Genomic DNA, 24665 nt, shown 5'->3' on the forward strand with positions numbered 1-24665 from the left:
CATACTTGAGTTGACCATCGTGTTCCTCCAATCAGGTTGGTAGAGCTTCCTGAAAGGATGACGCGGTGGTCATCGCCTTTTCAAGGGACTACGCGCGCCCTCGTACACCACGTGCCCGGACACTAACCACGCCAGCTGCTGGCTTCCCAGTTGGCGAGGCCCGCGTCGAGTACGAAGGCGAGGGCTACGCGGCGATCATGGGTTGGGTCCAAATCATTACGAGCAGTGCAGCTCCCGATGACGCCCGCGGTGACTACCTGTCGACCAGCCGCCTATGTTCTCTGGCTCAGGCATTCCTTTCGCCTACTTTGGGCCCCGACCAGCTTTCTTCGATGCGCCGTCCATGTCGTCGAGAGACGGTCACGTCCAGTGGCAGGCTGACTGCTTCCTTTGCTTTTGTCCAGGTGCCGTGATCCGCCCCATTGTTGCCGCGGTGCTCGGCTTTGGCTGGGGGTTTGAACTGCACGATGGCGGGATACGGCTTCGTGACCCGGCCCAGCTTGGACCATCGGCCTGGGATCAACATCTAGAGCTGCTCCGACGGGATTGTCCGGCCTGGACGGTGCTGGAAGGCTTCCAGGTCGACGAGCCGCCGAACACAACATGTTGATATGGCGTCTGTTGCAGCGGGACTCAGACTCAACGGTCGGCTTCGAGATGGCCCTGCCCTGCACGGATCAGGAAGTCTCAAGATACGAGCCAGCAGGCAACCCTCCCCGACTTGGCGATGTCAGGTCGAAAGGCCGGGTTCATCCCGGCCGGTACACGACGTGCGGCACCGAAGCCATACGCCGGGTTCACCAGGACCAGTCGGCTCTGCCTCCCTGGAGGTTCAGCAGAAACCTGGTGGGGATCTGGAAGGGGAGGCCCGCCTCCCCTTGCCCGTTAGAGCGGGATGTTGCCGTGGCGGCGAGGTGAGCGGGGGCGCTCCTTCCGCAGCGCCAGGCGCAGCGCCCGGATCAGCTCGGGGCGCGTCTGGCGGGGCTCGATGACTGCATCGACGTAGCCGCGCTCGGCAGCGACGTAGGGGTTGGCGAACTGCTCTGAGTAATCGCTGACCAGCTGCGCCCGGCGGGCCGCCGGATCAGCCGCCGACTCCAACTGGCGGCGGAAGATGACGTTCACAGCTCCCTCCGGTCCCATCACCGCCACCTCGGCGGTGGGCCAGGCGACATTGTAGTCGGCCCTGATGTGCTTGGAGCACATGACGCAGTAGGCGCCGCCGTACGCCTTGCGCGTGATCACCGTGAGCTTGGGGACCGTCGCCTCGCTGAAGGCATAGAGCAGCTTGGCGCCGTGGCGGATGATGCCGCCGTGTTCCTGGCGCACGCCGGGCAGAAAGCCCGGCACGTCTTCGAAGACGACCAGCGGCAGGTTGAAGGCGTCGCAGAAGCGGACAAAGCGCGCCGCCTTGACCGAGCCGTCGATGTCCAGCGCCCCGGCCATGACCTTCGACTGGTTGGCCACGACGCCGACCGGATAGCCGTCCAGGCGGCCGAAGCCGACAACCATGTTCATGGCGTGGAAGGGCTGCACCTCGAGAAAGTCGCCCTGGTCCACGACCCGGGTGATCACCTCCTTGCAGTCGTAGGCCTCTTTCGGGTTGTCAGGGATAAGGGTTCGCAGGGCGGGATCAGCACGGTCCCAGGGATCGTCAGCCGCCGCCCGGGGCGGCGCCTCGTCGCAGTTCTGGGGCAGGAAGGAGAGCAGCCGGCGCACCTGGCTCAGGCACTCGTCCTCGCTCTGGGCCAGGAAGTGCGCCACGCCTGAGATGGCGTTGTGGACCTCGGCACCGCCCAGCTCGTCGAAGTCGACCACCTCGCCGGTCGTGACCCGGATCACCTCTGGCCCGGTGATGAACATGTAGCCGACGCCGTGGACCATGAAGTTGAAGTCGGTCATGGCTGGCGAGTACACGGCGCCGCCGGTGCAGGGCCCGAGGATCAGGCTCAGCTGCGGGATGACGCCGCTCGATTGCACGTTGCGCCAGAAGATCTCGGCGTAGCCGGCGAGCGAGACGACGCCCTCCTGGATGCGCGCGCCGCCCGAGTCGTTGATACCGATGATCGGCACCCGGTTCCGGTAGGCGAGGTCCATCACCTTGCAGACCTTCTCGGCGAACACCTCGCCCAGCGAACCGCCGAACACAGCCGCATCGTGGCTGAAGAGCAGCACCTCACGGCCGCCGACGCTGGCGAGCCCGGTGACGACACCGTCGCCCGGCGGTCGCCGCTCGCCCAGACCCAGGCTCTGCGAGCGGTGACGAGCAAAGAGATCGAGTTCCTCGAACGAGTTCCGATCGACCAGGCGCTGAATGCGCTCGCGGGCTGTCAGCTTGCCCTTGGCGTGCTGCCGCCGAAAGGCGTCGGCGTCCCCGTGCCCTGCCTCGTACTTTCGCTGCCGGAGGAGGTTGATGCGATCAACCGGCGGTTTGGACTCCCGGGCCATCAGCTGACGTCCGGCGGCTGGTACTCGCCGAAGACGTGGCGGAGGCGGTCGCAGCACTCGCCGACGGTGGCGTAAACGGCCAGCGCCTCCTTCAGCGGATAGAGGAGATTCTCGCTGCCCCTGGCGGCCGCTTCCAAGCGGGCCAAGCAGCGCTCCACCTGCGCCGAGTCGCGTTCAGAGCGAACGCAGCGGAGCGATTCGATCTGGTCGGCCTGGTGCTGCGGGCCTATCTTCGTGATCTCCGTCGCGTCCAGCTCGTCGCCGCTCTTGGCAAACCGATTGACTCCCACCACAACGCGTTCACCGCTCTCGATGCGCTGTTGGAAGCGGTAGGCGGATTCGGCGATCCGGCGCTGTACCCAGCCGCTCTCGATTGCCGCCACCGAGCCCCCCCTCTCATCGATGTCGGCCAGCAGCGAATGCGCCTCGGCCTCGATCTGGTCGGTCAGTGACTCCACGTAGTAGGAGCCGCCCAACGGATCCACCACCTTCGGCACGCCCGTCTCGTGGGCGATCACCTGCTGAGTGCGCAGCGCCAGCTCGGCGGCGGCCTGAGAGGGCAGCCCCAGGGCCTCGTCGTAGCTGTTGGTGTGCAGCGACTGGGTCCCCCCCAACACGGCGCTCAGCGCCTCGAGCGAAGTCCGAACGACATTGTTGAGAGGCTGCTGGGCGGTCAGCGTGACACCGCCCGTCTGAGTGTGAAAGCGCAGCGCCCAGGAGCGCGGATCCCGGGCCCCGAAGCGATCCTTCATGATCCGGGCCCACATGCGGCGGGCCGCCCTGAACTTGGCTGCCTCCTCGAAGAAGTCCATGTGGCAGGCGAAGAAGAACGACAGCCGAGGGGCGAAGCTGTCCACGTCAAGTCCAGCCGCGACGGCTGCCTCGGCATAGGCGATGCCATCCGCCAGCGTGAAGGCCACCTCCTCGGCGGCTGTCGCCCCCGCTTCCCGCATGTGATAGCCCGAGATCGAGATGGTGTTCCAGTTGGGCAGCTCCCGCCGGCAGTAGGCGAAGAGGTCGGTGGTCAGCCGCATCGATGCCTGCGGTGGATAGATGTAGGTGCCGCGGGCGGCGTACTCCTTCAGGATGTCGTTTTGCACTGTGCCGGTGATCCGCTCCGGCGGGCAGCCCTGGCTCTCCGCCACCAGCTGATAGAGCAGCAGCAGCAGGGCGGCGGTGGCGTTGATGGTCATGGAGGTGGAGATCCGCTCCAGCGGCAGTCCCTCCAGCAGCACCTCCATGTCGCGCAGGCTGTCGATGGCGACTCCGACCTTGCCCACCTCGCCGTGCGCCATGACGTGGTCGGAGTCGTAGCCGATCTGCGTGGGTAGATCAAAGGCGACCGAAAGGCCTGTCTGGCCCTGCTCGAGCAGGAAGCGGTAGCGCCGGTTCGATTCAGCTGCCGAGCCGAAGCCGGCGTATTGACGCATCGTCCAATGGCGGCCGCGATACATGTCTTGCCGGATGCCGCGGGTGAACGGATAGTCGCCTGGCGGCGGCAGCTGTGCTGTCCAGTCGCTGGCGTCGTACACGGGCTGGAGCGGCAGCCCGCTATCGTTCAGCAGCTGTCGCTGGTCTGAATCAGCCGGCATCCTGCTCGAGCTCCGTCAGCACGCCATGCGTGCTGCGGGGGTGGAGAAAGCCGATCTTCGTCTTGCCATCACCACCTCGGCGCGGTCCCTGGTCGATGGTTTCCAGGCCGTTGGCCCTGGCCTCCCTCAACGCCTTATCGACATCCGCGACCTTGTAGGCGATGTGATGCATGCCCTCACCATGCTTGTCGATGAACCTGGCCACCGGGGAATCTTCGCCCAGCGGCTGCATCAGCTCGATCTCCACCTCGCCGATCTTGAATGCGGCAGCTTCCATCCTGTCCTGCTCCGCCACCCAGCGGTGGGTCACCTTGACTCCGAAGACCTGCTCGTAGAGCTGGATGGCCTCGTCCAGGTCCCTGACCGCCAGCCCGAGATGAGAGATCGACTTGATCATCGCTTTACCTTGCTTGGATAGGAGTACCAGCCTTGATTGGTCTTGCGGCCCAGCTCGCCCGCCGCGACCTTGGCGGCCAGCTGCTCAGAGGGCTTGTAGCGGGGATCGCCAGTTGTCTCGTACATGTGCTGGCGCGCGCAGTAGGTGACGTCGAGGCCTGTCAGATCGCCCAGCCGGAAGGGCCCGAGCGGCCACCTCAAGCCCATCTCGACGGCTGTGTCGATGTCCTCAACGCTGGCCACGCCCAGGTCCAGCAGGCGGTAGGCCTCCTGGGTCGCCATGTGCAGGATGCGGTTCACCACGAAGCCGGCGATCTCCCTTCTGACCAGCACCGGCGTGCGGCCGATGTCGCGCACGAACCGCGTGGCGCGCTGAATGGTTTCGTCCGAGGTTTGCGGCCCCTTGACCACCTCGACCAGGTCCATGACCAACGGCGGATAGAAGAAATGCAGGTTGCAGCAGCGCTCGGGCCGGCAGGCCGGCGAGATCAGCTGGGAGATGCCCATGGTGGATGAGTTGCTGGCCAGGATGGCCTCAGGTTTGCTGAAGGCGGCCAGCCGGCCGAAGATCTCCCGCTTGGCCCCCAGCTTCTCGGTCACAGCCTCCAGCACGATGTCAGCCCCTGATGCAGCCTGAGCCAGGTCAGTGGTTGTGCTGACGCGCTCCCAGGCAGCCGCCATGGCGGCCGGGTCCAGCCGGCCCTTGGCCACCCGCCGCTCGAGGAGCTGACGGTTGGAGCGCCGGGCGCGCTCGAGCTGGTCCTCTGAGATGTCCTGCAGGGCGACCGAAAGCCCGAAAAGTGCCGCCTGCTGCGCGATCTGCGCGCCCATCGAGCCCGCCCCGACGACGGCGAGGCGCGGCCCCCCTCGCTGGCTCATTGTGGGCGGCTCAGCTGCCGTCCGGCCACACGACGTCGACTCGGGTGGTGGCCTCGGTCAGCTGTTGGGAAGCCTTCGTGTAACGAACGATGGTGGCCAGATCCCCCTTTAGCTTGATCTTGCCCGAGAGCATGCCGCGCGTGGCGTCGAGCTTCTTCTGGGCGACTTCCTTCCAGCGCGAATAGCTGGAGGTGAGGACGAAGTCGCAGGCGCGAGCGTCGTCAGCGGTCCCGATCCGGACCTCCCGCGCCTCACCGTCAAAGAGGTCCATGACTATGCCGCGAGCCTCGGGAAAGTTCTTCTGTGGCTCCGCCTCGACCACCAGTCCGACAGTCCACTTCCAACCTTTGGCCGCCTTTCGGTAGCCCTCGCTGCCGTTCACCTCGGCCTTGAATTGAGCCGCCCAGTCGGGCGAGAAAACCTCCACCGCCATCTAAACGCTGCCTCCTTCTTGGATTCGTGAATCCGACCTTAGCCTCTCAGCGGCAGCGTAACGCCGTACCGGCGTCTGCAAGTGTCCCTGGAACCAGCCGGTGATGCGGCGCAACCGCTCAACTCTGCGATCCGGCCGACCGGCACGGGAGAGGTCATGCGACTCCCCCGGGAATCGGACCAGCTCCACCCGCTTGCCCAGCAAGCGCAGGGCGCCGAACATCTCGTCAGCCTGGGAGATTGGGCAGCGCAGGTCCATCTCGCCGTGCAGCAGGAGCAGCGGCGTTTGAATGTCATTCACGCTCCGGATGGGCGAGCGCTGCCAGAGCGGTTCCGGATCCGGCCAGGGCGGAGACCCCACCTCCTGTTGGTGCCAAGCGACAATCTCACTCTGAGCGTAGTCACTGACCAGATTGCAGATGGACCGCATGGCGACGGCCGCCCCAAAACGGGGCGTCTGGCCGATCAGCCAGTTGGTCATGTAGCCCCCGTACGAGCCGCCCGCGACCCCCAGCCGATTGCTATCCAAGTCCGGCTCGGATTCCAGCGCTAGGTCCACGGCCGCCATGAGATCCAGCGCGTCGCGGCCGGCCCAGTCCCCGACCACCGCCCGCTTGAAAGCCTCGCCGTAGCCGTCCGAGCCGCGCGGGTTGAGGTAAAGAACCGCCAGCCCGGCTCCGGCCAGGACTTGGAACTCTTGGAAGAACGACCAGCCGTACTGGGCGTGCGGTCCGCCGTGGATCTGGAGAACGAGCGGACAGGGCTGAGCGGTACCTTCCGGTGGCTGAAGCAGCCAACCCTCGAGGTCCCAGCCGTCCTGGGCTTCGAAGGCCAGCTGCTTCGGCTCGGCGAGCCAGCGTTCCCTGAGCCACGGGTTGCAATCGGTCAAGCGCCGCTCCGCGCCGCCTCTGGCCAGGCTCAGCTCGCCAGGTGACAGGGGATCCATGGCGCACAGCGCTAGCAGGTCTTCGCCGCTGCTGTCGAACTCGTAAACCGCTCGCTCGGAGCCGGCGGCCTCCCGCTGCACCTGGCCGTTCAGATCGACCGACCAGATCTCTGCGCAGCCGGGGCCGCTGGCAATGAAGCGCAGCCGGTCGGCCGCCAAAGACCAGATCAGGCGCGCGTCGTGGCCGGCGCGCATGTCGCTCAGCACGCCGCCGTCGCAGGCCCTGTCGAACTCGGCGGTGAGACAGCGCGGCTCGCCCCCCTCTGCCGGCGCCACCCAGACCCTCTCATGGCGGCCGGCGCCCTCGCCGAGCGGGGCGAGAAAGGCGATCAGGGCGCCGTCAGGCGACCAGGCGCAGGTGGAGGCCTTCATGCCTCCCACCAGCTGTCGCCGGCTGCCGTCGAGCCCCACCCGATAGAGGTGCGCCTCCCGCCCCAGATCGGCCTCCGGCTCAGCGTTGCCCGTGCAGGCCAGAGCCCGTCCGTCCGGCGACCAGTCGAAGCTCTCCACCGACCAGTGGCCGCCGGTCAGCTGTTCCGGCGCGGCCTCCGGCTTCGCCGCGATGACGAAGAGATGGACGTAGCGGCCGTCGTTGAACCCGTGGCCGTCGTGCTTGTCGTCCAGCCTCCGGATCACCCTGGCCACCGGCGGCCGCGGCTCCTCCGGCGCTGGCCGCGAGTCGGGCACCACAGCGCCGGGATCCTCAAGGACAGGCGCCAGAAACGCCAGCCGGCTGCCGTCGGGTGACCAGCGTGCCTGCCGCACACCAAAGGGAAGATCCGTCAGCCGCTGCGAAGGGCCGCCGGTCAGGTCCGCGAGATAGAGCTGGTCAAGCCTGTCGCGCCGGCCCGAAAAGCACAGCCGGGAGCCGTCAGGACTCCACTCGGGAAAGCGGTCGCGCCCGCCGGAGCCGGCGAGTGTCAGCTCCGAGCCGCTGTCAAGATTGCGAACGAGTACGGAGCCTTGATAGTCCTGCTGGTCCGCGTCCGCCCAGCTGAGCTGATAGGCGACCCGGCTGCCCACAGCGTCCAGGCGGGGATGATCGATCCAGCGAAAGTGATAGAGGTCTTCGGGCCAGAGAGGTTCTGCAGGCATGTAGCCACTAGCGTGCGGTAAACGGGGGCAGGGCCGTTCTTTTCGTCGACCGTCGGAGGGGCCAGCCGACCTGCGGCTGGGCGGTTGCGGCGCTGGTCGCCTAGATTCTTGCTCCATGAGGTCCGGCCGGACAATTGTCTTCTGGCGAGGCGCCGCGGCCGGCGCGCTGGCCGGTCTGGCGGCCGTGGCCCTGATGGAGCTGCTCGCCTTGGGCGTGGGCCTGAAGACGGTGCCGGACCTCCTCCAAGGCCCGCTGCTGGGCCTGCTGCCCGGCGCTGTATTCGGTTTTCTCATCGACACCCTGCAGCACCTGGGCAAGGTGCTGGAAGAGGCCGGGCTGCTTGTGGCGATGGTGCTGGCGCTGGCGGCGCTGGGGGCGGCGGCTGCGTCAGCGGAGGCGCACCTACCGCGGTGGCGGCCGGGTCTTGTGGCGGCGGCGGCAGGCTGGCTGGCGCTCACCGCGCTCAGTTTGGCCGACGCGAACGGCGGCGGTTTGACTGTCTTGGCGGCCATCAACTCGGCCGCCTGGGCGCTGGTCATGGCAGCTTGGTACTGGCTCTGGCACCGGCTGCTGCAGCCCCGTGAAGGCCTCGACGAAGTGGACCTGGGGCGACGCCGAGTGGCCCTGCTTTTCCCCGCCGGATTGGCAGTGCTCAGTCTCGCCGTGATCTGCGGCCTGCGAGTGCCCGAGTGGCTGCACGCGCTTGCCGGGGGCGACGCTCCGCCGGGGCCGGTTCCCGCCCTCACCCCTGTAACTGACTTCTACCGGGTCTCGAAGAATCTGCGGGACCCGGTTGTCGTCGAGTCAGGCTGGTCTCTGCGCCTGTTCGGCCAGGTCGGTCGGGAGCTGAAGCTTGATCTGGCCCACCTGAGAGCCGTGCCGCAGAGCCCAGAGGTGGTGACCATGGAGTGCGTCAGCAACCTGGTGGGCGGCAACCTGATGAGCACCGGCCGCTTCACAGGCATCCCGCTGCGCGACCTGCTGACCATGGCCGAACCCAAGGCAGGCGCCCGCTCTGTCACCTACCGAGCTGAGGACGGCTTCAGCGAGAGTCTGCCGCTCAACCTGGTGCTGGCCGACCCCAGGATTCTGATCGCCCTGCAGCTCAACGACCAGCCTCTGCCGGTCGAGCACGGCTTTCCGGCCCGGGTCCTGATCCCCGGCCGCTACGGCATGAAGGGGCCCAAATGGCTCAAGGAGATCGAGCTCACCAGCACGCCCCAGGGCGGCTACTGGGAGGAGCAGGGCTGGGACCGCGAGGCCATAGTCAAGACCACCGCCCGCTTCGACGTGCCCCTGCTCGGCTCCTCCCTGCTCAGCCCTGTGCAGCTGGCTGGAGTCGCCTTCGCCGGGGTGCGGGGCGTGCACGCGGTGGAGTGGAGTGCGGATGGGGGCCGCAGCTGGCATCCGGCCGAGCTGGAAGCGCCGCTCTCCGAGCTGACCTGGACCCGCTGGCGGGCCACCTGGCGGCCGGCCCAAGAAGGGGCCTACACGCTGGTGGTGCGGGCGCGGGACGGTTCCGGAGAGGTGCAGACCAGCCAGGAGGCTCCCAGCTTCCCCAATGGCGCCTCCGGCTACCACCGCCTCCAGGTGCGCGCCCGCCCAGTCGGCTGAGGTCGGTTACCTTAGCGGCGGAAGGGCCGGTAGAGGGTGAGGCCCGCCTTCACGCTGTCGCGGATCAGGCGCAGGCCCCCCTCTTTGCGGACCATCTTGCTGATGCGGCGCTGCTTCTCCCACTTGGAGACGCCGTCGACCCGGAAGAACTCATCCAGCGCACTGTCCATGATGCCTGGGTACCTGCCGAGCAGACGCGGGTTGTGCTCGAGCAAAGGCACCGCCTTGTCGTACTTGCGCATGTCGGCCATGATCCAGCTCTGGTCGAGCTTGCCCTTGTACTCGCGCAGCGAGGACGCGCTGAACTCGCCCTTCTCCTTGGCGTGAATGATTGTCTCGCCGGCCAGCCGGCCTGACTCCATCGCCAGGTTCGAGCCCTCTCGGTGCACTGGATTTGAGAGCATGGCGGCATCCCCGCAGACGACGTAACCGTCACCGTAGAGCTTGGGAATGGCGCGATGGCCGCCCTCCGGGATCATTTTGGCCAGGAACTCGACAGTCTCGCCTCCGGCCAGGAGAGGTCGGATCGCCGGGTGCGACTTGAAGTGCTCCAGGACCGCATTTGGCGCGCGCTCGGCCAGTTCCGCCCGGCTCAGCCGGGTGTCGCTCATCTCGCTCAGGAGGGCTCCCCCGCCGACGCTCAGGGTGTCCCGGTTGGTGTAGATGAACATGAAGCCGGAGAGGCCGCGGGTGGCGTCGCCGTAGCACTCGATGGAAGCTCCTTCGCCGGGTTCGCAGTTGAAGCGCGATTCGATCAACCCGGGATCGAGGCTGATCACCTCCTTCACAGCCATGGCCACCTGATTCGCCCGCAGCGGCTTCTTCAGGCCGGCGCGCTCCAGCAGCTTGCTGCCCAGCCCGACGCCCTCGCAAACCACTGTCACGTCGGCCCGCAGCTCCTCCGTCGCGGTCTTCACCCCGACCACGCGGCCGTTCTCGACCACCAGCTGTTCAACCACCGTCTCGGGCAACAGGAAAGCGCCGGCCTCCTCCGCCTGGGCGGCGAACCAGGCGTCGAAGCGGGCCCTCAAGACCGAGAAGGAGTGCGGGTGGGCGCGGTTGCGAAGGTTCTTGTAGCCGACCAGTCGGATGGCGGCCTCCTCGGTCATCAGCCAGCGCTGCTCTTCGATGATGGGCCGCTCCAGCGGTGCTTGTTGCCACCTCTCGCCGACCACTGCCTCCAGGAAGTGCGTGTAGAGAATGCCGCCCATGACGTTCTTAGAACCCGGTTTGGCGCCCTTCTCGATCAGAGCCACCTGGAGACCGGCTTTGGCCATGGTGATCGCTGCCGCGATACCGGCGGGGCCGGCGCCCACCACTATGGCGTCAAGCTTCTCCTCCTCACTCATCGAGCCACATCGTAGGGAACCGATCACCACTCACAGTTGCCCAGGGCGGGCTAGAGTCGCGGTGGCATGAAGCTGGTGGGACTGACCGGCGGAATCGGCACGGGCAAGAGCGCAGCCGCCGAGCTGCTGGTTCGTCGGGGTCTGCCCGTCATCGACGCCGATGAGGCCGCCCGCGCCGTCCAGGCAGCCGGCAGCGAGGGGTTGGCGGAGCTCGTCAAAGAGTTCGGCAGCGAGATCTTGACAGAGACTGGAGACTTGGACCGCCAGCGGCTGGCTGCCTTGGCTTTTGGCGATCCCGACCGGCTGGCGCGGCTCAATGCCATAGTCCACCCTCGGGTCCGGGCCTGGATGGCTGAGCGGCAGCGCGAGCTGGCCGACCGTGGCGAGCCGATGGTTGTGCAGTCCATCCCCTTGCTCTACGAGGCGCGAGGAGCCGAGGGGTTCAGCGCCGTCATGGTGGTCTACGCGCCGCGTGCCGCTCAACTCCAGCGCCTGGTCGAGCAGCGCGGCATGGCTCCGGCCGACGCTGAGGCGCGCATAGCTGCCCAGCTGCCGATCGAGGAGAAGCGACGGTTGACGCCCTACGTCATCGACAACTCGGGCCCGCTGGACCGGCTGCCGGCCGAGGTCGACAGGGTCTGGTCGCAGGTCGCTGCCGGCCTGGCCTAGCCGAGCCCAGGGCCCCCGACACCGCCTGTCGCGCCGCTGCCGAGCCCTACCTCTGCCAGCACCTCAGCGGTGTGCTCCCCCAATCGGGGCGCCGGCCGCCGAGGCGACCGGGCAGGCCACTGGACGCCTGACCTGACTTGAGACAGCTCCAGCACCGGCTCGCAGCAGACGTCCTCACCGGCCAGCCGTTGGGCCCACTCATCGCGTCCTCTGGCTCCGAAGATGGCCTGCAGCTCCTGCCGCAGTGCCGCCTGGTCGGGCTGGAACTGCCGCCGTGTCAAATCAGGGCGGCCGAGCGCCCGGCAGAGGTTGGCCCAGAACTTCGGCTCCAGCGCCGCCAGGGAGAGAAAGCCACCGTCGCGGCAGGCGTAGACGTCATAACAGGCATAGCGGCCGCTCAGCTGAGGCGCCAGCTCGCTGGGCGCCGCGGCCTGCTCGGCCGCCGTCAGCTCCAGCCAGCGGTGCGCCGTCCGGGCCAGGCTCACGTCCAGGTGCCTACCGGCGCCGCCCCGGGCAACGTCGTAGAGGGCGACCGCGATGTGGAAGGCGGCCATCTGCGCGCCGCCCAGATCCGCCACCTGCACACTGAGCGGATGAGGTTCTCCGCCCCGCGGCCGGTTCAGGGCCAGGACCCCGGCCAGGGCCACGTAGTTGAGGTCGTGCCCGGCCCGGGCCGCCAACTTGCCGGTTTGCCCGTAACCCGTGAGCGAGCATAGGATCAGCCGAGGATTGGCTGCCCTCAGTACCGGCCAGCCCAACCCCAGGCGCTCGAGGGTTCCTGGCCGGTTCCCCTCCAGCAACACGTCGCTGTGAGCGGCCAGACGCAGCAGGGCCTCGCGCCCGGCTTCCGCTTTCAGGTCCAGCACGGCGCTGCGCTTGCCGGCAGAGATCGCGTCGAAGAGCACGCTCTGGCCGTCGACGACCGGCGGATAGCGGCGGAGAGGGTCACCTTCTGGGGCCTCCAGCTTCGTCACCTCGGCGCCCTGCTCAGCGAGGAGCAGGCTGCAGAAGCCGCCGGGCAGGAGGCGGGTCAGATCCAGCACGCGCACCCCGGCCAGGCTCACAGCGACATTGTCAGCCTCCTGTGTACTTGGCAGCTTCACGCCATTCATGCATTAATCAGCCATGGCCACCCACTTTCCGTTGCCTTCGCTGACGCTGCGGGTGCCGGCGCCGTTCTCGGGCGTCGAGGAGTTGGGCTTCTCCGCCCGCTATCCCGAGCAGGGACTGTTCTCTCCGCTGCGGGATGTCCCGCTCTGGATCGAAGGGCCTGCCCGGCCCATGGCGAGGTTGATGCACAGACTGCACATGCTGGCGGCGACATCGGCGGCGGATCATGGCTGGCGGGACCCGGTCGCCCTCAGCGACGAGGTGGTGATCATCGCCTTCCACGGGAGCGCCCCTGCCGCCGAGGACGGAGCGCTGGTCAGGCCGGAGCCAGACTACCTGCTCAACCTGGTGCGGCCTGTGGTCTTCCCCTTCCTCCGGGACTGCGCGGAGGTGGCCCACCTGCGCCTCAGCGAGTCGATCGAGGTTGGCGTGCTCCACTCCGACGCCACGCTCGCGGAGCTCACGCTGCGGCTGGCAGACATCACCAGCAGCAACGGTGAGGACCTCCTGGTGGCCTGAAACGACGCTGCAGTGGATCCCAAGAGCTCGCGAGCTGCCTAGTCCGGAGCCGCCGGACCGTTCAATAGGCTGACCGCGGCCTGCCACCACCTGTCATCGCCGTCCTCTTTTCGCAGCAGCCAGTGTTCGGCACCCCAGAGCACCACTGTCTCAAATCGCAGCTGCGCCAAGCGGCGGGCCAAGACAGGCAGGCGCCCCGGGTCGTGGCCGGCCTCACCCCAGGGCTCGGCCTGCGCCTCGATCACCCACGCCCGGCGGCCGGCCCGCTGGACGCGCCGCCGAAGCCAGGCCGCCTCCCAGGGCCAGGTGGGTCGGGCCCGGCTGCCCGGCATATCTGTGTAAACGTCGAGCCCCAGCACGTCACCAGGCAGCAGCAGCGGCAGCAGCTGCGCTTGGGCACTCCGCCAGCGTGATGGCCGGGACGCCCACTCGCTGCGCAGAGTGAAGTGGCGAAAGCAGTTCAGCACGACCGGCCGGGAGTCTAGCTCGCGCACGATCGCCAGCTCAGCTCTGAGCAGCCCGAGCTCGACCAGGGCGTTCTCCGGCCCTGAGCGGTTGCGCGGCTCGTTCTCGACCTGCCACGCCGCCACCGCCGGATGAGTGCGATGACGGCGCACCGACTGCGCCACGAATTCGAGCACCGCTTCCTGCTCGCGCCCGTCTGGGACATAGAACTCGGGCCAGCGCATGCCCTTCATGCCGACCGTGAGCAGCACCCGGGCCCCGGCGGCGGCTGCCGCATCCAGGTACACCTCCAGCTCTGAGCGGCCGCCTGCCACCTCATCCCAGAAGCAGCTCAGTCGGAAGCCACGAAAGCCTGCTGTCAGGAGGGCTTGGAAAGCGGCCGGCGCGTCAAGCCCCACGTGGGCGGCGTGGCGCGGGCTGAAGTTGACGCCCCACTGCGGTAACAGCCCGGCGTCGGGCGGCCGGCCGCTCAGCGGGGCGAATCCTGGCTGCTGGGCGGCTCATCCGCGACGGCGTCAGCTGCGGGAGCGTTCAGGCCCCGGTGGCGCGCCAGCTCGGCCGCCGCTTCGAACTCCGCCGAACTCAGTTGAAGCTCGCGCAGGAACGGGTCCTCGGCGCCGATCCGGCCTCCGGGCGAGCGGCCTGCGAGGAGCCTCTCCAGACCGTCGGCATGCGTCTGGACCGCCGCCAGCTCAGCTCGAGCTCTCACCAGTTCCACCTGCACGGCTCCTTCGTCCCCGGCCAGGGCTGCGCCTGCCTGTCCCGCCCGAGCCCGCGCCTGGGCCGAGCCGAGCCGAGCGCGGAGTAGGTGCAGGTCGGTCCGGAATCGATCGATCTCAGCATCGAGGCGCCGGCCGGCCTGGCGGAGGCGCTCTTCGTCGTCCGCCAGCTGTCCAGCTTCGGCCCGCACGCGAGCAGCCTGCTGAGCGATGGTCACTCGCCGCGAGGCGGCCTCTCCCAAGTGGTCGGCATCCGGGTCGGCAACGAGGTGGGAGCGGGGCCGCGTCCCCTCCCGGGCCACCTCGGCGTCCAGGTGGCGGCCGTGCATCTCGAGTCGAGTCCGGGCAGCGACCACCTCGGCCACCGCCTGGCGGATCTGCTGGCGCAGCTCCAGCTGCGCCTCGCAGATACTGTCGAGCGCTGCCAGCGGATCGGGCGCCTTGCCTTCAGGCTCGCCGGCGAAGAGGGAGCGGAGGAAGCCGCCGGCCATCAGTTGAACCTCAACCAGTGTCGCGGGACACTAACGGCGGGGCGGCTCTTCGGGTGGCGGTTGGACACCCTGGCCGTTGCTCGGCGACGATTCGCCGCCAGGTTCAGACCTGCCCCCGCTGAGCAGGTTGCGCGCCAGCTTCAGGCCGGTGGCGCCCTGGCTCAACGCCTGCGCCAGCGTGTCTGAGATGCCCTGCGCGCCGTTCAGCACGATCAGCTGGTCGATGTCCCCGAACGGCTTCGCCGCCGCTTCCACGATGGCAGGCCATTTCTCGGCCAGCTGCTGGCCGATGACCGCATCCTGGTTGCTGGCCAGAGCGTCCGCCCGGGCCTTGATCGCGTCGGCCTCAGCCATGCCTCGGGCCTTGATCGCATCGCCTTCGGCCAAGCCCTTGGCCCGCGTCGCATCCGCCTCGGCGATGCCCAGCATCCGGGTCTGCTCCGAATTGGCACCCGCCTGCAGCTTCACCCGCTCAGCCTCCGCGCCTGCCTGGAGCTTGACCTTGCTGGCATCGGCCGCGGCCTGCAGCTCCACTTCGCGGGCTCGGCCCTGGGCCTGGGCGATGTGCGACTCTCGTTCCGCTCCCGCCAGCGTCACCTGCTCGTAGGCCCTGGCGTCGGCCGGCTTGCGTACCTGCACCTGGAGCTGCTGCTCGACCCGCTGCGCCTCCAGCTCGGCGACCTTCGTCTCCTCGACCACCACCTTCTGCCGGGCAGTCGCATCGGAGAGCGGGCCCGCCTGACGGGCCTGGGCGGAAACCTGGTCCACCTCGGCCTGGTAGCCTGCCTGCTTCATCTGTGCGTCGCGCCGAGCCTGGGCTTTGATCGCCTCCGCCTCCTGCTCCTTTTCGGTCGCGTCTCGGTCGGCCTGGGCTTTGGCGATGCGAGCTTCTCGGGCCACCGCCCACGCGTGCGGCTGGGCAAGGTTCTCGATGTAGCCGGTGGGGTCGATGATCTCCTGCACCTGCGTCGAATCGACAATCAGACCCAGCTTTTCCATCTCCGTCCCGACATGCTCGCGGGCGAGGCCGGTCAGCTTCTCCCGGTCCCGGATCATGTCTTCGACTGTCATGTTGCCCACGATCGCGCGCAGGTGGCCGGCGAACAGGTTGTGAACCTTCTGGTCCATCTGGTTCTGCTGGTCCAGGAAGCGCCGCGCCGCGTTCGCGATTGAAACCATGTCGTCGCCGACCTTGTAGATGACCACACCGCGGATCTTGAGCGGGATGCCCTGGTGCGTCACACAGTCGATCTGCAGCTCGGTCTCATGCAGATCGAGCGAGAGCCGGCGCACTGCCTGCACGCCCGGCACCACCAGCGTGCCCTTGCCCGTGACTATCTTGAAACCAAGGTTCTGTTCCGATCCGCCTCCGTGGCGGAGACCTGAGATGATCAGTGCCTCATTCGGCTCGGCCACCCGCCACATGAGCCGGAACAGGATGAAGAGCAGGATCAGGGCCACTACTACTGCGCCGACGACGAGACCGACGACCGAACCGATGAAAAACTGCACTAGCTTCCTCCTTGCCCCTCTAGACCGGGCTGACGATCACCGTGCGTGGGGGCAGATGCTCAACTATGACCACGCGGCTGCCCCGGGCGATGATCTGGTCCGGCTCAGCCGGGTACGCGTTGAACGCTTCGCTGCCACCGCGAACTTCGATCATGACCTCGCCCAGGCGGCCGGGCCCGACGGTGCCGGTCACCCGACCGACCTTCCCGATCACCCGCTGATCCGCCATTCTCGCCATCATCATCCTGTAAAGACAACGCCGGAGAAGGAGCTTCGGGTCTAGGGAGTTGGCGAGGCGCTGGGTCGAGCCGAGGCTGCCGGTGAGGCAGCCACCGGTGGCGAAGCCGAGGCCGTGACGCTTGGCGTGGGCGCCGGAGCCGAGCCGGCGCCTGATTGATTGCCGAAGTAGAGCGCCAGCGGCACCACTATGAGGCCGATCAGAACTGTCACCACAAAAGTGACAGCGCCCCATTCGCGAATGAGGAAAGAGCGGTTCAAAGCACGCCGACTCTAGGCAACCAGAGTCTGCGCCAGGCTAGTCGTCGTCGCGCGCTTCCTCTTCCTCGCGGCCCTTGCGCTGGTTCAGCAAGCGCAGGAAGTCCTGAGCTCGGGCCAGCGCCTTCCAGCGCTCGGGAAAGAAGTCCTGGGCCAGAACATTCCGCTCAGGGAGCTGATAGACAGAGACGCACCACTTGTTGAGCGTGCGCTCGACCTCCACTTCGAAATCCTTCTCAGCCGTCTCGAAGCGCACGGTCCGGTCGTCGTCGGGTCGTCTTCGTCCTGAAACTGCCATGTCATCGATCCAGCGAGCGGCCCCCACGGAGCCCGGGCGTAAGCCGGAGTATACGAGCGGCCCTCGCCGGCTAGGCTCGGACTTCGGCGCTGCTGACCAGCTCCCGGATGACTGCCAGCATCTCCTCGCGAAGGTCGTCGCGCTGGAGCGCCAGGGCGAGGTTGGACTTCAGATATCCGGCGATGGTCCCGGTGTCGTAGTACTCACCTTCAAACTCCACAGCGACGACGCGGCCGCCGGCGATTGTGCTCTTGATCGCGTCGGTGAGCTGAATCTCCCTGCCGGCGCCCGGATCGGTCGAGTCGAGCGCGGTCAGGACCTCAGGTGTCAGCACATAGCGGCCGAAAATCGCGAGGTCGCTCGGCGCCTCCTTCAGCGGCGGCTTCTCGACAGTGTCGAGCACCTCGTGGAGCCGGCCGTTCCTGGCGCCGGTGGCGACGATGCCATAGCGGCTGACTTCGTCAGGAGCGACCCGGCGGACCGCCAAAACCGTGGCGCCGGTCTCGACGTGCGCGTCGATGAGCTGCTTCAGAACTGGCACCGTGCCCAAGATGACGTCATCGGCCAAAAGCACAGCGCACGCCTCGCCCTCGACGAGGCGGCGAGCAGTCCACACGGCATGACCAAGGCCCAACGGCTGCCGCTGCTGCACGTAGTTGAGGTCCACCCGGTCGCTCAGCGCGTCGACCTCCGCCAGAATCTGGAGCAGATCAGCCCGGTCGCGCTCTCGCAAATAGAACTCGAGATCCAACGAGCGATCGAAGTGATCCACTATCGCCCGCTTGCCACCCCCGGTGACCATGATCACCTGCTCGATGCCTGACGCGATCGCCTCCTCCACGCCGTACTGGATGGTCGGTTTGTCGACCAGCGGCAGCATCTCCTTGGGCTGGGCTTTGGTGATGGGGAGGAAGCGGGTACCAAGCCCGGCGGCCGGGAAGATGGCGCGGCGAACACGTCTTTGCGGCATTCCTGACACGACTGTACGTGCCGGCAGGCTGCAGCCTGCCGGCTCAGCCGCTCTTTGCGGGGCCGCCCCGCCTGCGCTGAGCCAGTCGCAGAGCCTGCGCCTTGAGTCCGGGATTGTCGACCACCACCCGCGGACCGCGCAGCTTGCGCTCCCTGTTCGCCACCCGCGAGCTCTCTCGCTCGACGGCAGCCAGGCTGCGCTCTCGATCGTTCATGATCCCGATGCTAGTCCGCTCGGTAGAACCGGTCGCAGGCGGTCCAAGCGATTAGCTGCTGTTGGAGCGCACGAACTCCAGCGCTTCGCGCGTCAGGGCGTCCCAGTCCTGGCTCGAGGAGTCCCGCAGCGCCAACCACTCCTTCAGCGGCCGGCCGCCTCGAGGATCGAAGCGGTCGCCGTCCCCGGACGCGATCAACTCCTTCACCCGCCGCCCTGGGAGCTTGACCACGAACTGGCCGCTGGAGGAGAGCATCGCAAAGATCCTGCCACCCACCCTGAGTGAGGATGCACCGAAGCCTCTGCCCTCCTGGCTCACTCCAGGTTGAATCAGGTAGGCCTTGACCAGTTCTGCGTATCGCTCATCTGATGTCATGGCTGGCAGCCCCGATGTTAGCCGCCCGTCCCTAGCGCCTACCTAAGATTGGGGCGACATGGAAGTGGGCACGGAGGCTGGAATCCGGCCCGAGTTGGTCGAAGAAGCCGCCCGCTCCCTCAACCCGTACCTTCCAGCCACTCCCCTTCAGCAGTCGCGCGCGCTCACAGTGAAAGCCGGTTGTCAGGTCTTCCTCAAGATCGAGTCGATCCAACCAACCCGCTCCTTCAAGGTGAGGGGAGCCCTCAACAAGCTCATCCGGATGAGCGCCGCCGACCGGCGGGCCGGCGTCATCACGGCTTCCGCGGGCAACCACGGCCAGGGCGTCGCCTACGCCGCCGCCGCGTTCGGGATTGCTGCCACCGTCTTCGTACCCGAGAACGCGAATTTGCTCAAGGTCGAATCGATGAAGAGGCTCGGCGCTCGGGTCGTCCCGGCCGGCCGCAGCTACCAGGAGGCGTACCAGGAGGCGACAAGAGCTCAGGCGGCAAGCGGAGCCACTCTGGTGCACGCCTTCGACGACCCTCAAGTCATCGCTGGTCAGGGGACGGTCGGAGTGGAGATTGGGGAACAGCTGCCGGAGACAGACACAGTGCTGGTGCCGGTGGGTGGTGGTGGCCTGCTGGCCGGCATCGCGCTCTACCTGAAGGCCAGGCGGCCTGCGGTCCGCCTGATAGGTGTGGAACCTCAGGGCGCCGATGGCCTCACCCGCTCTCTGGCCGCGGGCCAGCAGGTGGTCCTGGACCGGGTGCAGACGATGGCCGACGGCCTGGCTGCCAGCGGGCCCGGGCGGCTCAACTTCGAACTCTTGAAGAACCGGGTGGACGAGATGATCCGGGTCGGTGAGGATGAGATGCTTCGCGCCATCCGGCTTCTGTTCGAGTGGGAGCACCTCCTGGCGGAGCCGTCGGGCGCCGCGTCTTTGGCAGCGCTGCTCTATCGCTACACGGCTGAGCCCGACGAGCGGGTGGTCCTGGTGCTCTCCGGCGGCAACGTCACCGAAGAGGTGATGATGCGGGCGCTGCGCAGCCGCTGATGCGCCGCACGCTATACGCTATCGGCTCAGGGTGGATGTGTCCGAATGGAGGTGGTTCAGGTGAAGGCGTATGTGCTGATCAACGCTTCGCCCGGGCGGGCGATAGACGTCGCTGAGCGGATCAAGGGCCAGGAAGGCGTGGTCGGCGCCGATGCGATCACCGGTGAATATGACGTCATAGCCGTCTGCGAGGCGCCTGACGTCAATCAGGTGGGCCGGGTCATAGTGGAGAAGATCCAGAAGGTCGAGGGCGTCTTCAAGACGATCACGTGCCTCGTGGTCAAGTAAGCCAGCCCGAGGACGCCTGAGCCTGGCCGACGGTTAGAACCGCAGCAGTTGCTGCCGTCAGATTGAAGGCTCTTGTCCTCGGCTCCAGCGCGGGCGCCACCAGCGACGGCGGGGCTTTCGCTCGCGGCGGCGGCCGAACCGCCCCAGGATGCCACCCCTCACCCGGTCCAGCACATCGCTCACCCGGCGGTTCAGGCTCCACCAGCGGGGCGGATCCGGCCAGATGGGCGGTCCGATCGAGACTGTCACGCGCCGAAAGGGCCGCAGCCTCTCCAGCCCGCTTACCGCCACCGGGCAGATCGGAACACCGGCCTGAAGAGAGAAGTGGGCGATGCCCGACTTGAGCGGCCTGAGATCGGACCCCCGCGAGTAGCCGCCCTCTGGGAACATGAGAACTGGACCGCGCCGATCCAGGATCTGATAGACGGTCTCCAGGCCTCGCTGATCGAGTTCGCCGTTCTGTGGCTGGATTGGGAAGACGCCGATCCGAGTCACTAACCAGCGCTTCCAGCCGCGGTTGAAGACGGTGTCGCGTCGGGCCATTGTGTAGACCATCGGCACCGGTCTCAGGCTGGCGATGATGAAGGCCGAGTCGTACCAAGCCTGGTGGTTGGCGGCGATCAGGTAGGGCGGCGCCGGCAGGTTCTTCAGCCCCTCCACGCGAAGCCGGAAGAAGAGGCGGATCACGAGCCTGACCAGCCAGAACAGCATCACATAGAACCGGGCGGGGCGCAGCGGGTCTGGATGCACTGAAGGGTCGAGCCAGAGCAGCGCCGCCGCCCGCGCCTGCGGTCCCCGATAGATCTCGGGGAGCCGGGCGTCAGCCACGCAAGAGTTCGATCAGCGCCTGGTTGAACTCCGCCGGCCGCTCTGCCTGCGGCGTGTGGCCGGCACCCACGATCACCCGCAAAGACGAGCCCGGAAGCAGGCTGTGCGCCCGCCTCGCCAACTGGACCGGGAAGAGCGGGTCGAGCTCACCCCAGAGCAGACCGACCGACACTGCCGACTTCGCCAGCCGCTCAGTCTGGTCGGTCCCCAGGAAGGCTTGGGGCCGGGCCAGAGAGCGGACGGTTGCCAAATACGCGCGGTGGTATCCCTGGGCGGCGTGCAGCTCCCGGAGGTCAGCGAAGTAATCCTCCTCGAATCGTTCTCCCTCCGCCGCCAGGGAGCGCCCCGCGTAGCGGCCGGAGAAGCTGCGCAGCGTGCCTGGAGGCAGCCGGTGCAGGCCCAGCCGGATGGCGCCCAGCACCGCCTCACCCAGCCGCGGCACAGCCACCAGCGGGTAGTACGGCTTGGGCGCCGCGCGGCCCACACCGAGTGCGTTGACCAGCACCAGGCGGCGGATTCGTTCAGGCTGCCGCAGCGCCAGCTCGATGGCGACGCGACCCCCCAAAGACGCGCCCACCAGATCCACCCGGCTAAGCCGCAGGGCGTCCAGGTAGGCCTCCAGCGCGTCGGCAAAGAGAGGCACTCCATAGACGATGTCCGGTTTGGCAGAACGGCCGAACCCAGGCAGGTCGGGCGCCAGGACGCGCCGTCGCCGGGCCAGTTCCGTCAGATTGTGACGCCACTCGATGTAACCGGCCGAGCCGAGGCCGTGAACGAGGACCAGGGGTGCGCCCGAACCAGCGCTGGTGTGGTGGAGCCGGTATTCCCCCGCCTCCACGAAGCCAGAGCGCAGGGGAGGCTGCGGCGGGCTCGTGGGTGCCTCGTCGGCGCCCGGGTTGGGCAATTCGTCTTGCGAGCGGCGGGCACGCGGCATCGGTTTGAGCTTAGGCGGTCAACATCGCGGCGAGGGCTGCTCGGGATCTGGCGGCGGCAGCCCGACGATCTCCTGACCGGCTGTGAAGCGCCGGCCGCGGAAGCTGACCTCGCCGGCGCCGAGCGCACGCCAGAGACCCGCGTGATGAACGGCGGCAGTCCGGCTGTCGAGCCGCAGCAGCTCCAGCTCTGACGCGCCACCCAGCACCTGCCAGCGGTGGCCGAACTGATCGTGGTGCGGAATGACGGCGAGCCCCCGCAGGAGACCGAGTGCCGGGATGGCTTTGCGCTCCAGGTGCCGCGGCCAGCGGGCCATCACCAGCGTGCTGGCGCCGAAGGCCATCGCGCCGGCTGAGGAGCCCGCCAGCCCCGCTCCCCCTCGCCAGGCCGTCAGGATCGCCGCCCAGACGGGCGAGCCGGCCAGCGCCTTGACGGCGTAGCCTGGGTCGCCCCCAAGCAGATAGATGGCGCCGGCGGCAGCGGCCATGGCGGCCAGCTCCGCGGATCTGGCGTCCGCCGGCCGCCGCACGGGCAGCTCCCTGGCCTCCGCGCCCAGGCCGGCAAACCAGCTTCGGCCCAGCGTCAGCAGGGCCGGCAGGTCCTGGCGCACGGCAGCTGTGGGCACCAGGAAGATAGGCCGACCGGCGGCCGCGGCGACCAGGCTGCGGTCCTGAGCTTCGTTGCCTGGCTGCAGCTCATCGCCGCCGTTGACGAGCAGCGGGCCACACATCAGCACTTACTATGGACGGGTGTCTGCGCCGCCCCTGCGGGTGCGGATCGCGCCCAGCCCCACCGGTTACGTCCACCTGGGTACCGCGCGCACCGCTCTCTTCAACCTCCTTTTCGCGCGTCAGCGCGGCGGTTCCCTCGTGCTGCGCCTGGATGACACCGACCTGGAGCGCAACCGGCCTGAGTACGAGGCGGCGGTCTATGAAGGTCTCCACTGGCTGAACCTCAGCTGGGACGAGGGACCGGACCTGGGCGGCGCCCGCGGGCCCTACCGGCAGAGCGAAAGGCTCGATACCTACAAGCAGGCTGCCGCTCAGCTGCTGGAGGCAAAGAGCGCCTACCGCTGCTACTGCACCCGTGAGGAGCTGCAGGCCGAGCGGAAGGTAGCGGAGCGGCAGAAGGTGCCCTATCGCTACTCCCGCCGCTGCCTCCAGGACCCGCCCGCCGACTACCGCAGCCGTGATTTCACAGTCCGGCTCCAGGTGCCGGACATCGGCTTCACCAGCTTCAGCGACCTGATCCGGGGCGAGGTGCAGTTCGAGAACGCTCTTCTGGGTGACCCGGTGATAGTCAAGTCGAACGGCTACCCGACCTACAACTTCGCCAGCCCTGTGGATGACGCGCTGATGGAGGTGACACACATCCTGCGCGGTGACGAGCATCTCTCCAACACCCCCATCCAGCTACTGGTTGCTGACGCCCTGGGCAGGCCCCGCCCGCAGGCGTTCGCGCACCTGCCCGTCATAACCGGCAAGGATCGCAAGAAGCTGAGCAAGCGCCTTCACCCGGAAACGCGGCTCAGCTATTTCCAGCAGCGCGGCTACCTGCCCGAGGCGATGCTGAACTACCTGGCACTGCTGGGCTGGAATCCCGGCACCGAGCAGGAGGTGTTCTCGCTGGCCGAGCTGACCGGGGTGTTCGACCTCAGCCGCGTTCAACATGCGGCCGCCATGTTCGACTGGGAGAAGCTGGACTGGCTGAACGGCCACTACATCCGCTCGCTCAGCGATGCGGAGCTCGCCCAACGGCTGCGCGCCTATCTGCCCAACCTGTCCGAGACAGTGGTCCGGCAGGCGGCGCCCGCGCTGAAGGATAGGCTGGCCCGGTTGGGGCAGGCCGAGGAGCTCCTCGGCTATCTGACTCAGCCCCCCGCTCGGACGGAGCTGACAGCTGACCAGGAGCGCATGGTCGCGAAGGCGGCATCGGCGCTGAGCGAGCTCAACGACTGGACGCCAGCGAGCATCGAGCTGGCCCTCGAGGCAGTGCGGCAGGCGCACGAGTGGAGCCGCGGCAGGTTCTTTTCACCCATCCGCTGGTGCGTCGCCGGCAAGGTTTCGCCGCCGCTTCACCACACGCTGGCGCTGCTGGGCAAGGAGGAGGCGCTGCGCCGCCTGCGGGGAGTGCCGGCATGACGCCGAGCGCCTACTTCGCCACGATTGTGATCGACCTCAACCCCAACGTGGCCCGCCTCGGGCCGCTGCTCATCACCTGGCACGGCGTGTTCAGCGTCATAGGCATCATCGCGGCGGCGCGCGTCGGCCAGTACCTGCTGGCCGGCGAAGGCATCAGCGGCGAGCAGGTCTACGACATGGCTGTCTGGATGGTCGTGGCCGGCATCATCGGCGCCCGCCTCCTCTACGTCTGGGAGAACTACCAGTTGTTCGTCGGCGCCTGGCAGAAGGTCGTCTTCCTGAACGAGGGCGGCATCAGCCAGTGGGGCGGCATCTTTGGCGGCCTCCTGGGCGGCCTGGCCTGGTCGCTCCGGCACGGAATCGACTACCGCCAGATCCTGGACGCTGTGGGTCCCGCCAACGCGCTCGGCTTTGCCATCGGCAGGATCGGCGACGTGATCAACGGCGAGCACCACGCCATCTCATCAAACCTGCCCTTCGCAGTCGAGTACGTAAACCCCGAGACACTCGGTCAGCCCGGCCGCTCGGTCCACCTGGAGGTCGGCTACGAGCTGCTTTGGAACCTGCTCGTATTCGCTGGCGCTCTCCTGACTTACCGGCGGCTCAAGCTGCGCCTGCCGACCGGGGTGGTCGGGCTGCTCTGGCTGGCCCTCTACTCGTTCGGCCGCTTCTGTCTGAGCTTCCTGCGCGAGGACTCTCTGCTCTACGGCCTGCGCCAGGCGCAGTGGGCGTCACTGGCGATGATCCTGGCGGCCGCAGTCCTGAGCGCTGTCTGGCTGGCCTGGGAGAAACGCAGTCGCTCGGACACCGAGCTGCCGACGGCGCCGACCGCCCCTCAGGGCTAGTGCAC

Annotated in this window: 27 protein-coding genes; 7 read left to right on the forward strand and 20 right to left on the reverse strand. The window is 67.7% G+C overall.

Annotation, left to right across the window (positions count from 1 at the left end; genetic code table 11):
- Positions 1 to 885: 885 nt before the first annotated feature.
- Genes ACR2MZ_RS13065 through ACR2MZ_RS13090 form a run of 6 tightly spaced genes read right to left on the reverse strand, consistent with a single transcriptional unit; the run spans position 886 to position 7788 of the window.
- On the reverse strand, positions 886 to 2448 hold the full coding sequence (locus tag ACR2MZ_RS13065; protein ID WP_434005479.1) for an acyl-CoA carboxylase subunit beta: 1563 nt from the start codon (positions 2446 to 2448) through the stop codon (positions 886 to 888).
- Positions 2448 to 4040 (reverse strand): acyl-CoA mutase large subunit family protein, encoded by a 1593-nt coding sequence (locus tag ACR2MZ_RS13070; RefSeq protein ID WP_434005480.1) that lies wholly within the window; start codon positions 4038 to 4040, stop codon positions 2448 to 2450. Before ACR2MZ_RS13070 ends, ACR2MZ_RS13065 begins: the two co-directional genes overlap by 1 nt.
- On the reverse strand, positions 4030 to 4437 hold the full coding sequence (mce, locus tag ACR2MZ_RS13075) for a methylmalonyl-CoA epimerase (protein WP_434005481.1): 408 nt from the start codon (positions 4435 to 4437) through the stop codon (positions 4030 to 4032). Before mce ends, ACR2MZ_RS13070 begins: the two co-directional genes overlap by 11 nt.
- A complete protein-coding gene (locus ACR2MZ_RS13080) occupies positions 4434 to 5315 on the reverse strand; it encodes a 3-hydroxyacyl-CoA dehydrogenase family protein (protein WP_434005482.1) in 882 nt (293 codons plus the stop codon). The genes mce and ACR2MZ_RS13080 overlap by 4 nt, the downstream gene beginning before the upstream one ends.
- A gap of 10 nt (positions 5316 to 5325) precedes the next feature.
- Positions 5326 to 5748 (reverse strand): SCP2 sterol-binding domain-containing protein, encoded by a 423-nt coding sequence (locus tag ACR2MZ_RS13085; RefSeq protein ID WP_434005483.1) that lies wholly within the window; start codon positions 5746 to 5748, stop codon positions 5326 to 5328.
- Positions 5749 to 7788, reverse strand: coding sequence for a S9 family peptidase (locus tag ACR2MZ_RS13090; RefSeq protein ID WP_434005484.1), 2040 nt, complete (start codon positions 7786 to 7788; stop codon positions 5749 to 5751).
- Positions 7789 to 7903: 115 nt separating this feature from the next.
- On the opposite strand from ACR2MZ_RS13090, the gene ACR2MZ_RS13095 reads away from it, so the two are divergent.
- Positions 7904 to 9403: a molybdopterin-dependent oxidoreductase gene (locus tag ACR2MZ_RS13095; protein ID WP_434005485.1), complete on the forward strand. Its 1500-nt coding sequence runs from the start codon at positions 7904 to 7906 to the stop codon at positions 9401 to 9403.
- An 11-nt stretch (positions 9404 to 9414) separates the two neighbouring features.
- Here ACR2MZ_RS13095 and ACR2MZ_RS13100 read toward each other — a convergent pair whose 3' ends face one another.
- Positions 9415 to 10752: an FAD-dependent oxidoreductase gene (locus ACR2MZ_RS13100; protein ID WP_434005486.1), complete on the reverse strand. Its 1338-nt coding sequence runs from the start codon at positions 10750 to 10752 to the stop codon at positions 9415 to 9417.
- Between the two features lie 66 nt (positions 10753 to 10818).
- Between ACR2MZ_RS13100 and coaE the strand changes: the two genes are divergently transcribed.
- Positions 10819 to 11421: a dephospho-CoA kinase gene (coaE, locus tag ACR2MZ_RS13105; protein WP_434005487.1), complete on the forward strand. Its 603-nt coding sequence runs from the start codon at positions 10819 to 10821 to the stop codon at positions 11419 to 11421.
- Here the strand turns inward: coaE and ACR2MZ_RS13110 are convergent.
- Positions 11418 to 12533, reverse strand: coding sequence for a CaiB/BaiF CoA transferase family protein (locus tag ACR2MZ_RS13110; protein ID WP_434005488.1), 1116 nt, complete (start codon positions 12531 to 12533; stop codon positions 11418 to 11420). The genes coaE and ACR2MZ_RS13110 overlap by 4 nt on opposite strands.
- 13 nt (positions 12534 to 12546) lie before the next feature.
- Between ACR2MZ_RS13110 and ACR2MZ_RS13115 the strand changes: the two genes are divergently transcribed.
- Positions 12547 to 13050: a hypothetical protein gene (locus ACR2MZ_RS13115; RefSeq protein WP_434005489.1), complete on the forward strand. Its 504-nt coding sequence runs from the start codon at positions 12547 to 12549 to the stop codon at positions 13048 to 13050.
- A 38-nt stretch (positions 13051 to 13088) separates the two neighbouring features.
- On the opposite strand, the gene ACR2MZ_RS13120 is transcribed toward ACR2MZ_RS13115, so the two are convergent.
- From ACR2MZ_RS13120 to ACR2MZ_RS13160, 9 genes are all read right to left on the reverse strand, one after another.
- Positions 13089 to 13913 carry a hypothetical protein gene (locus tag ACR2MZ_RS13120; RefSeq protein ID WP_434005490.1) on the reverse strand — a complete coding sequence of 275 codons (825 nt, stop codon included), beginning with the start codon at positions 13911 to 13913 and terminating at the stop codon, positions 13089 to 13091.
- 71 nt (positions 13914 to 13984) lie between these two features.
- Positions 13985 to 14725: a PspA/IM30 family protein gene (locus tag ACR2MZ_RS13125; RefSeq protein ID WP_434005491.1), complete on the reverse strand. Its 741-nt coding sequence runs from the start codon at positions 14723 to 14725 to the stop codon at positions 13985 to 13987.
- A gap of 30 nt (positions 14726 to 14755) precedes the next feature.
- Positions 14756 to 16150, reverse strand: coding sequence for an SPFH domain-containing protein (locus tag ACR2MZ_RS13130; RefSeq protein ID WP_434005563.1), 1395 nt, complete (start codon positions 16148 to 16150; stop codon positions 14756 to 14758).
- A gap of 106 nt (positions 16151 to 16256) precedes the next feature.
- Positions 16257 to 16466, reverse strand: a complete 210-nt coding sequence (locus tag ACR2MZ_RS13135; RefSeq protein WP_434005492.1) for a hypothetical protein — start codon at positions 16464 to 16466, stop codon at positions 16257 to 16259.
- A 50-nt stretch (positions 16467 to 16516) separates the two neighbouring features.
- Entirely contained in the window at positions 16517 to 16735 is a 219-nt protein-coding gene (locus ACR2MZ_RS13140) for a hypothetical protein (protein WP_434005493.1), read from the reverse strand.
- 37 nt (positions 16736 to 16772) lie between these two features.
- Positions 16773 to 17030, reverse strand: a complete 258-nt coding sequence (locus ACR2MZ_RS13145) for a hypothetical protein (RefSeq protein ID WP_434005494.1) — start codon at positions 17028 to 17030, stop codon at positions 16773 to 16775.
- Positions 17031 to 17100: 70 nt separating this feature from the next.
- Positions 17101 to 18000: a UTP--glucose-1-phosphate uridylyltransferase gene (locus ACR2MZ_RS13150; RefSeq protein WP_434005495.1), complete on the reverse strand. Its 900-nt coding sequence runs from the start codon at positions 17998 to 18000 to the stop codon at positions 17101 to 17103.
- A gap of 43 nt (positions 18001 to 18043) precedes the next feature.
- Positions 18044 to 18214, reverse strand: coding sequence for a hypothetical protein (locus ACR2MZ_RS13155; RefSeq protein ID WP_434005496.1), 171 nt, complete (start codon positions 18212 to 18214; stop codon positions 18044 to 18046).
- A gap of 51 nt (positions 18215 to 18265) precedes the next feature.
- Positions 18266 to 18589 (reverse strand): hypothetical protein, encoded by a 324-nt coding sequence (locus tag ACR2MZ_RS13160; RefSeq protein ID WP_434005497.1) that lies wholly within the window; start codon positions 18587 to 18589, stop codon positions 18266 to 18268.
- 58 nt (positions 18590 to 18647) lie between these two features.
- Here ACR2MZ_RS13160 and ACR2MZ_RS13165 point away from each other — a divergent pair, with 58 nt between their 5' ends.
- Positions 18648 to 19625 carry a threonine ammonia-lyase gene (locus ACR2MZ_RS13165; RefSeq protein WP_434005498.1) on the forward strand — a complete coding sequence of 326 codons (978 nt, stop codon included), beginning with the start codon at positions 18648 to 18650 and terminating at the stop codon, positions 19623 to 19625.
- Between the two features lie 45 nt (positions 19626 to 19670).
- Positions 19671 to 19913, forward strand: a complete 243-nt coding sequence (locus tag ACR2MZ_RS13170; RefSeq protein WP_434005499.1) for an Lrp/AsnC family transcriptional regulator — start codon at positions 19671 to 19673, stop codon at positions 19911 to 19913.
- A gap of 57 nt (positions 19914 to 19970) precedes the next feature.
- Here the strand turns inward: ACR2MZ_RS13170 and ACR2MZ_RS13175 are convergent, their stop codons facing one another.
- From ACR2MZ_RS13175 to ACR2MZ_RS13185, 3 genes are read right to left on the reverse strand one after another with little or no spacing between them, the layout of a single operon-like run.
- A complete protein-coding gene (locus tag ACR2MZ_RS13175; protein ID WP_434005500.1) occupies positions 19971 to 20741 on the reverse strand; it encodes a lysophospholipid acyltransferase family protein in 771 nt (256 codons plus the stop codon).
- Positions 20734 to 21675, reverse strand: coding sequence for an alpha/beta fold hydrolase (locus ACR2MZ_RS13180; protein ID WP_434005501.1), 942 nt, complete (start codon positions 21673 to 21675; stop codon positions 20734 to 20736). Before ACR2MZ_RS13180 ends, ACR2MZ_RS13175 begins: the two co-directional genes overlap by 8 nt.
- An 18-nt stretch (positions 21676 to 21693) precedes the next feature.
- Positions 21694 to 22404, reverse strand: a complete 711-nt coding sequence (locus ACR2MZ_RS13185) for a Type 1 glutamine amidotransferase-like domain-containing protein (protein WP_434005502.1) — start codon at positions 22402 to 22404, stop codon at positions 21694 to 21696.
- 19 nt (positions 22405 to 22423) lie between these two features.
- Here ACR2MZ_RS13185 and gltX point away from each other — a divergent pair, with 19 nt between their 5' ends.
- Both gltX and ACR2MZ_RS13195 read left to right on the forward strand, forming a co-directional pair.
- Positions 22424 to 23815 (forward strand): glutamate--tRNA ligase, encoded by a 1392-nt coding sequence (gene gltX / locus ACR2MZ_RS13190; protein WP_434005503.1) that lies wholly within the window; start codon positions 22424 to 22426, stop codon positions 23813 to 23815.
- A complete protein-coding gene (locus ACR2MZ_RS13195) occupies positions 23812 to 24660 on the forward strand; it encodes a prolipoprotein diacylglyceryl transferase (RefSeq protein ID WP_434005504.1) in 849 nt (282 codons plus the stop codon). Before gltX ends, ACR2MZ_RS13195 begins: the two co-directional genes overlap by 4 nt.
- Positions 24661 to 24665: the final 5 nt, after the last annotated feature.

This window comes from Candidatus Dormiibacter sp., from assembly GCF_050999135.1.
Classification (GTDB): Bacteria; Chloroflexota; Dormibacteria; order Dormibacterales; family Dormibacteraceae; genus Dormiibacter; species Dormiibacter spiritus.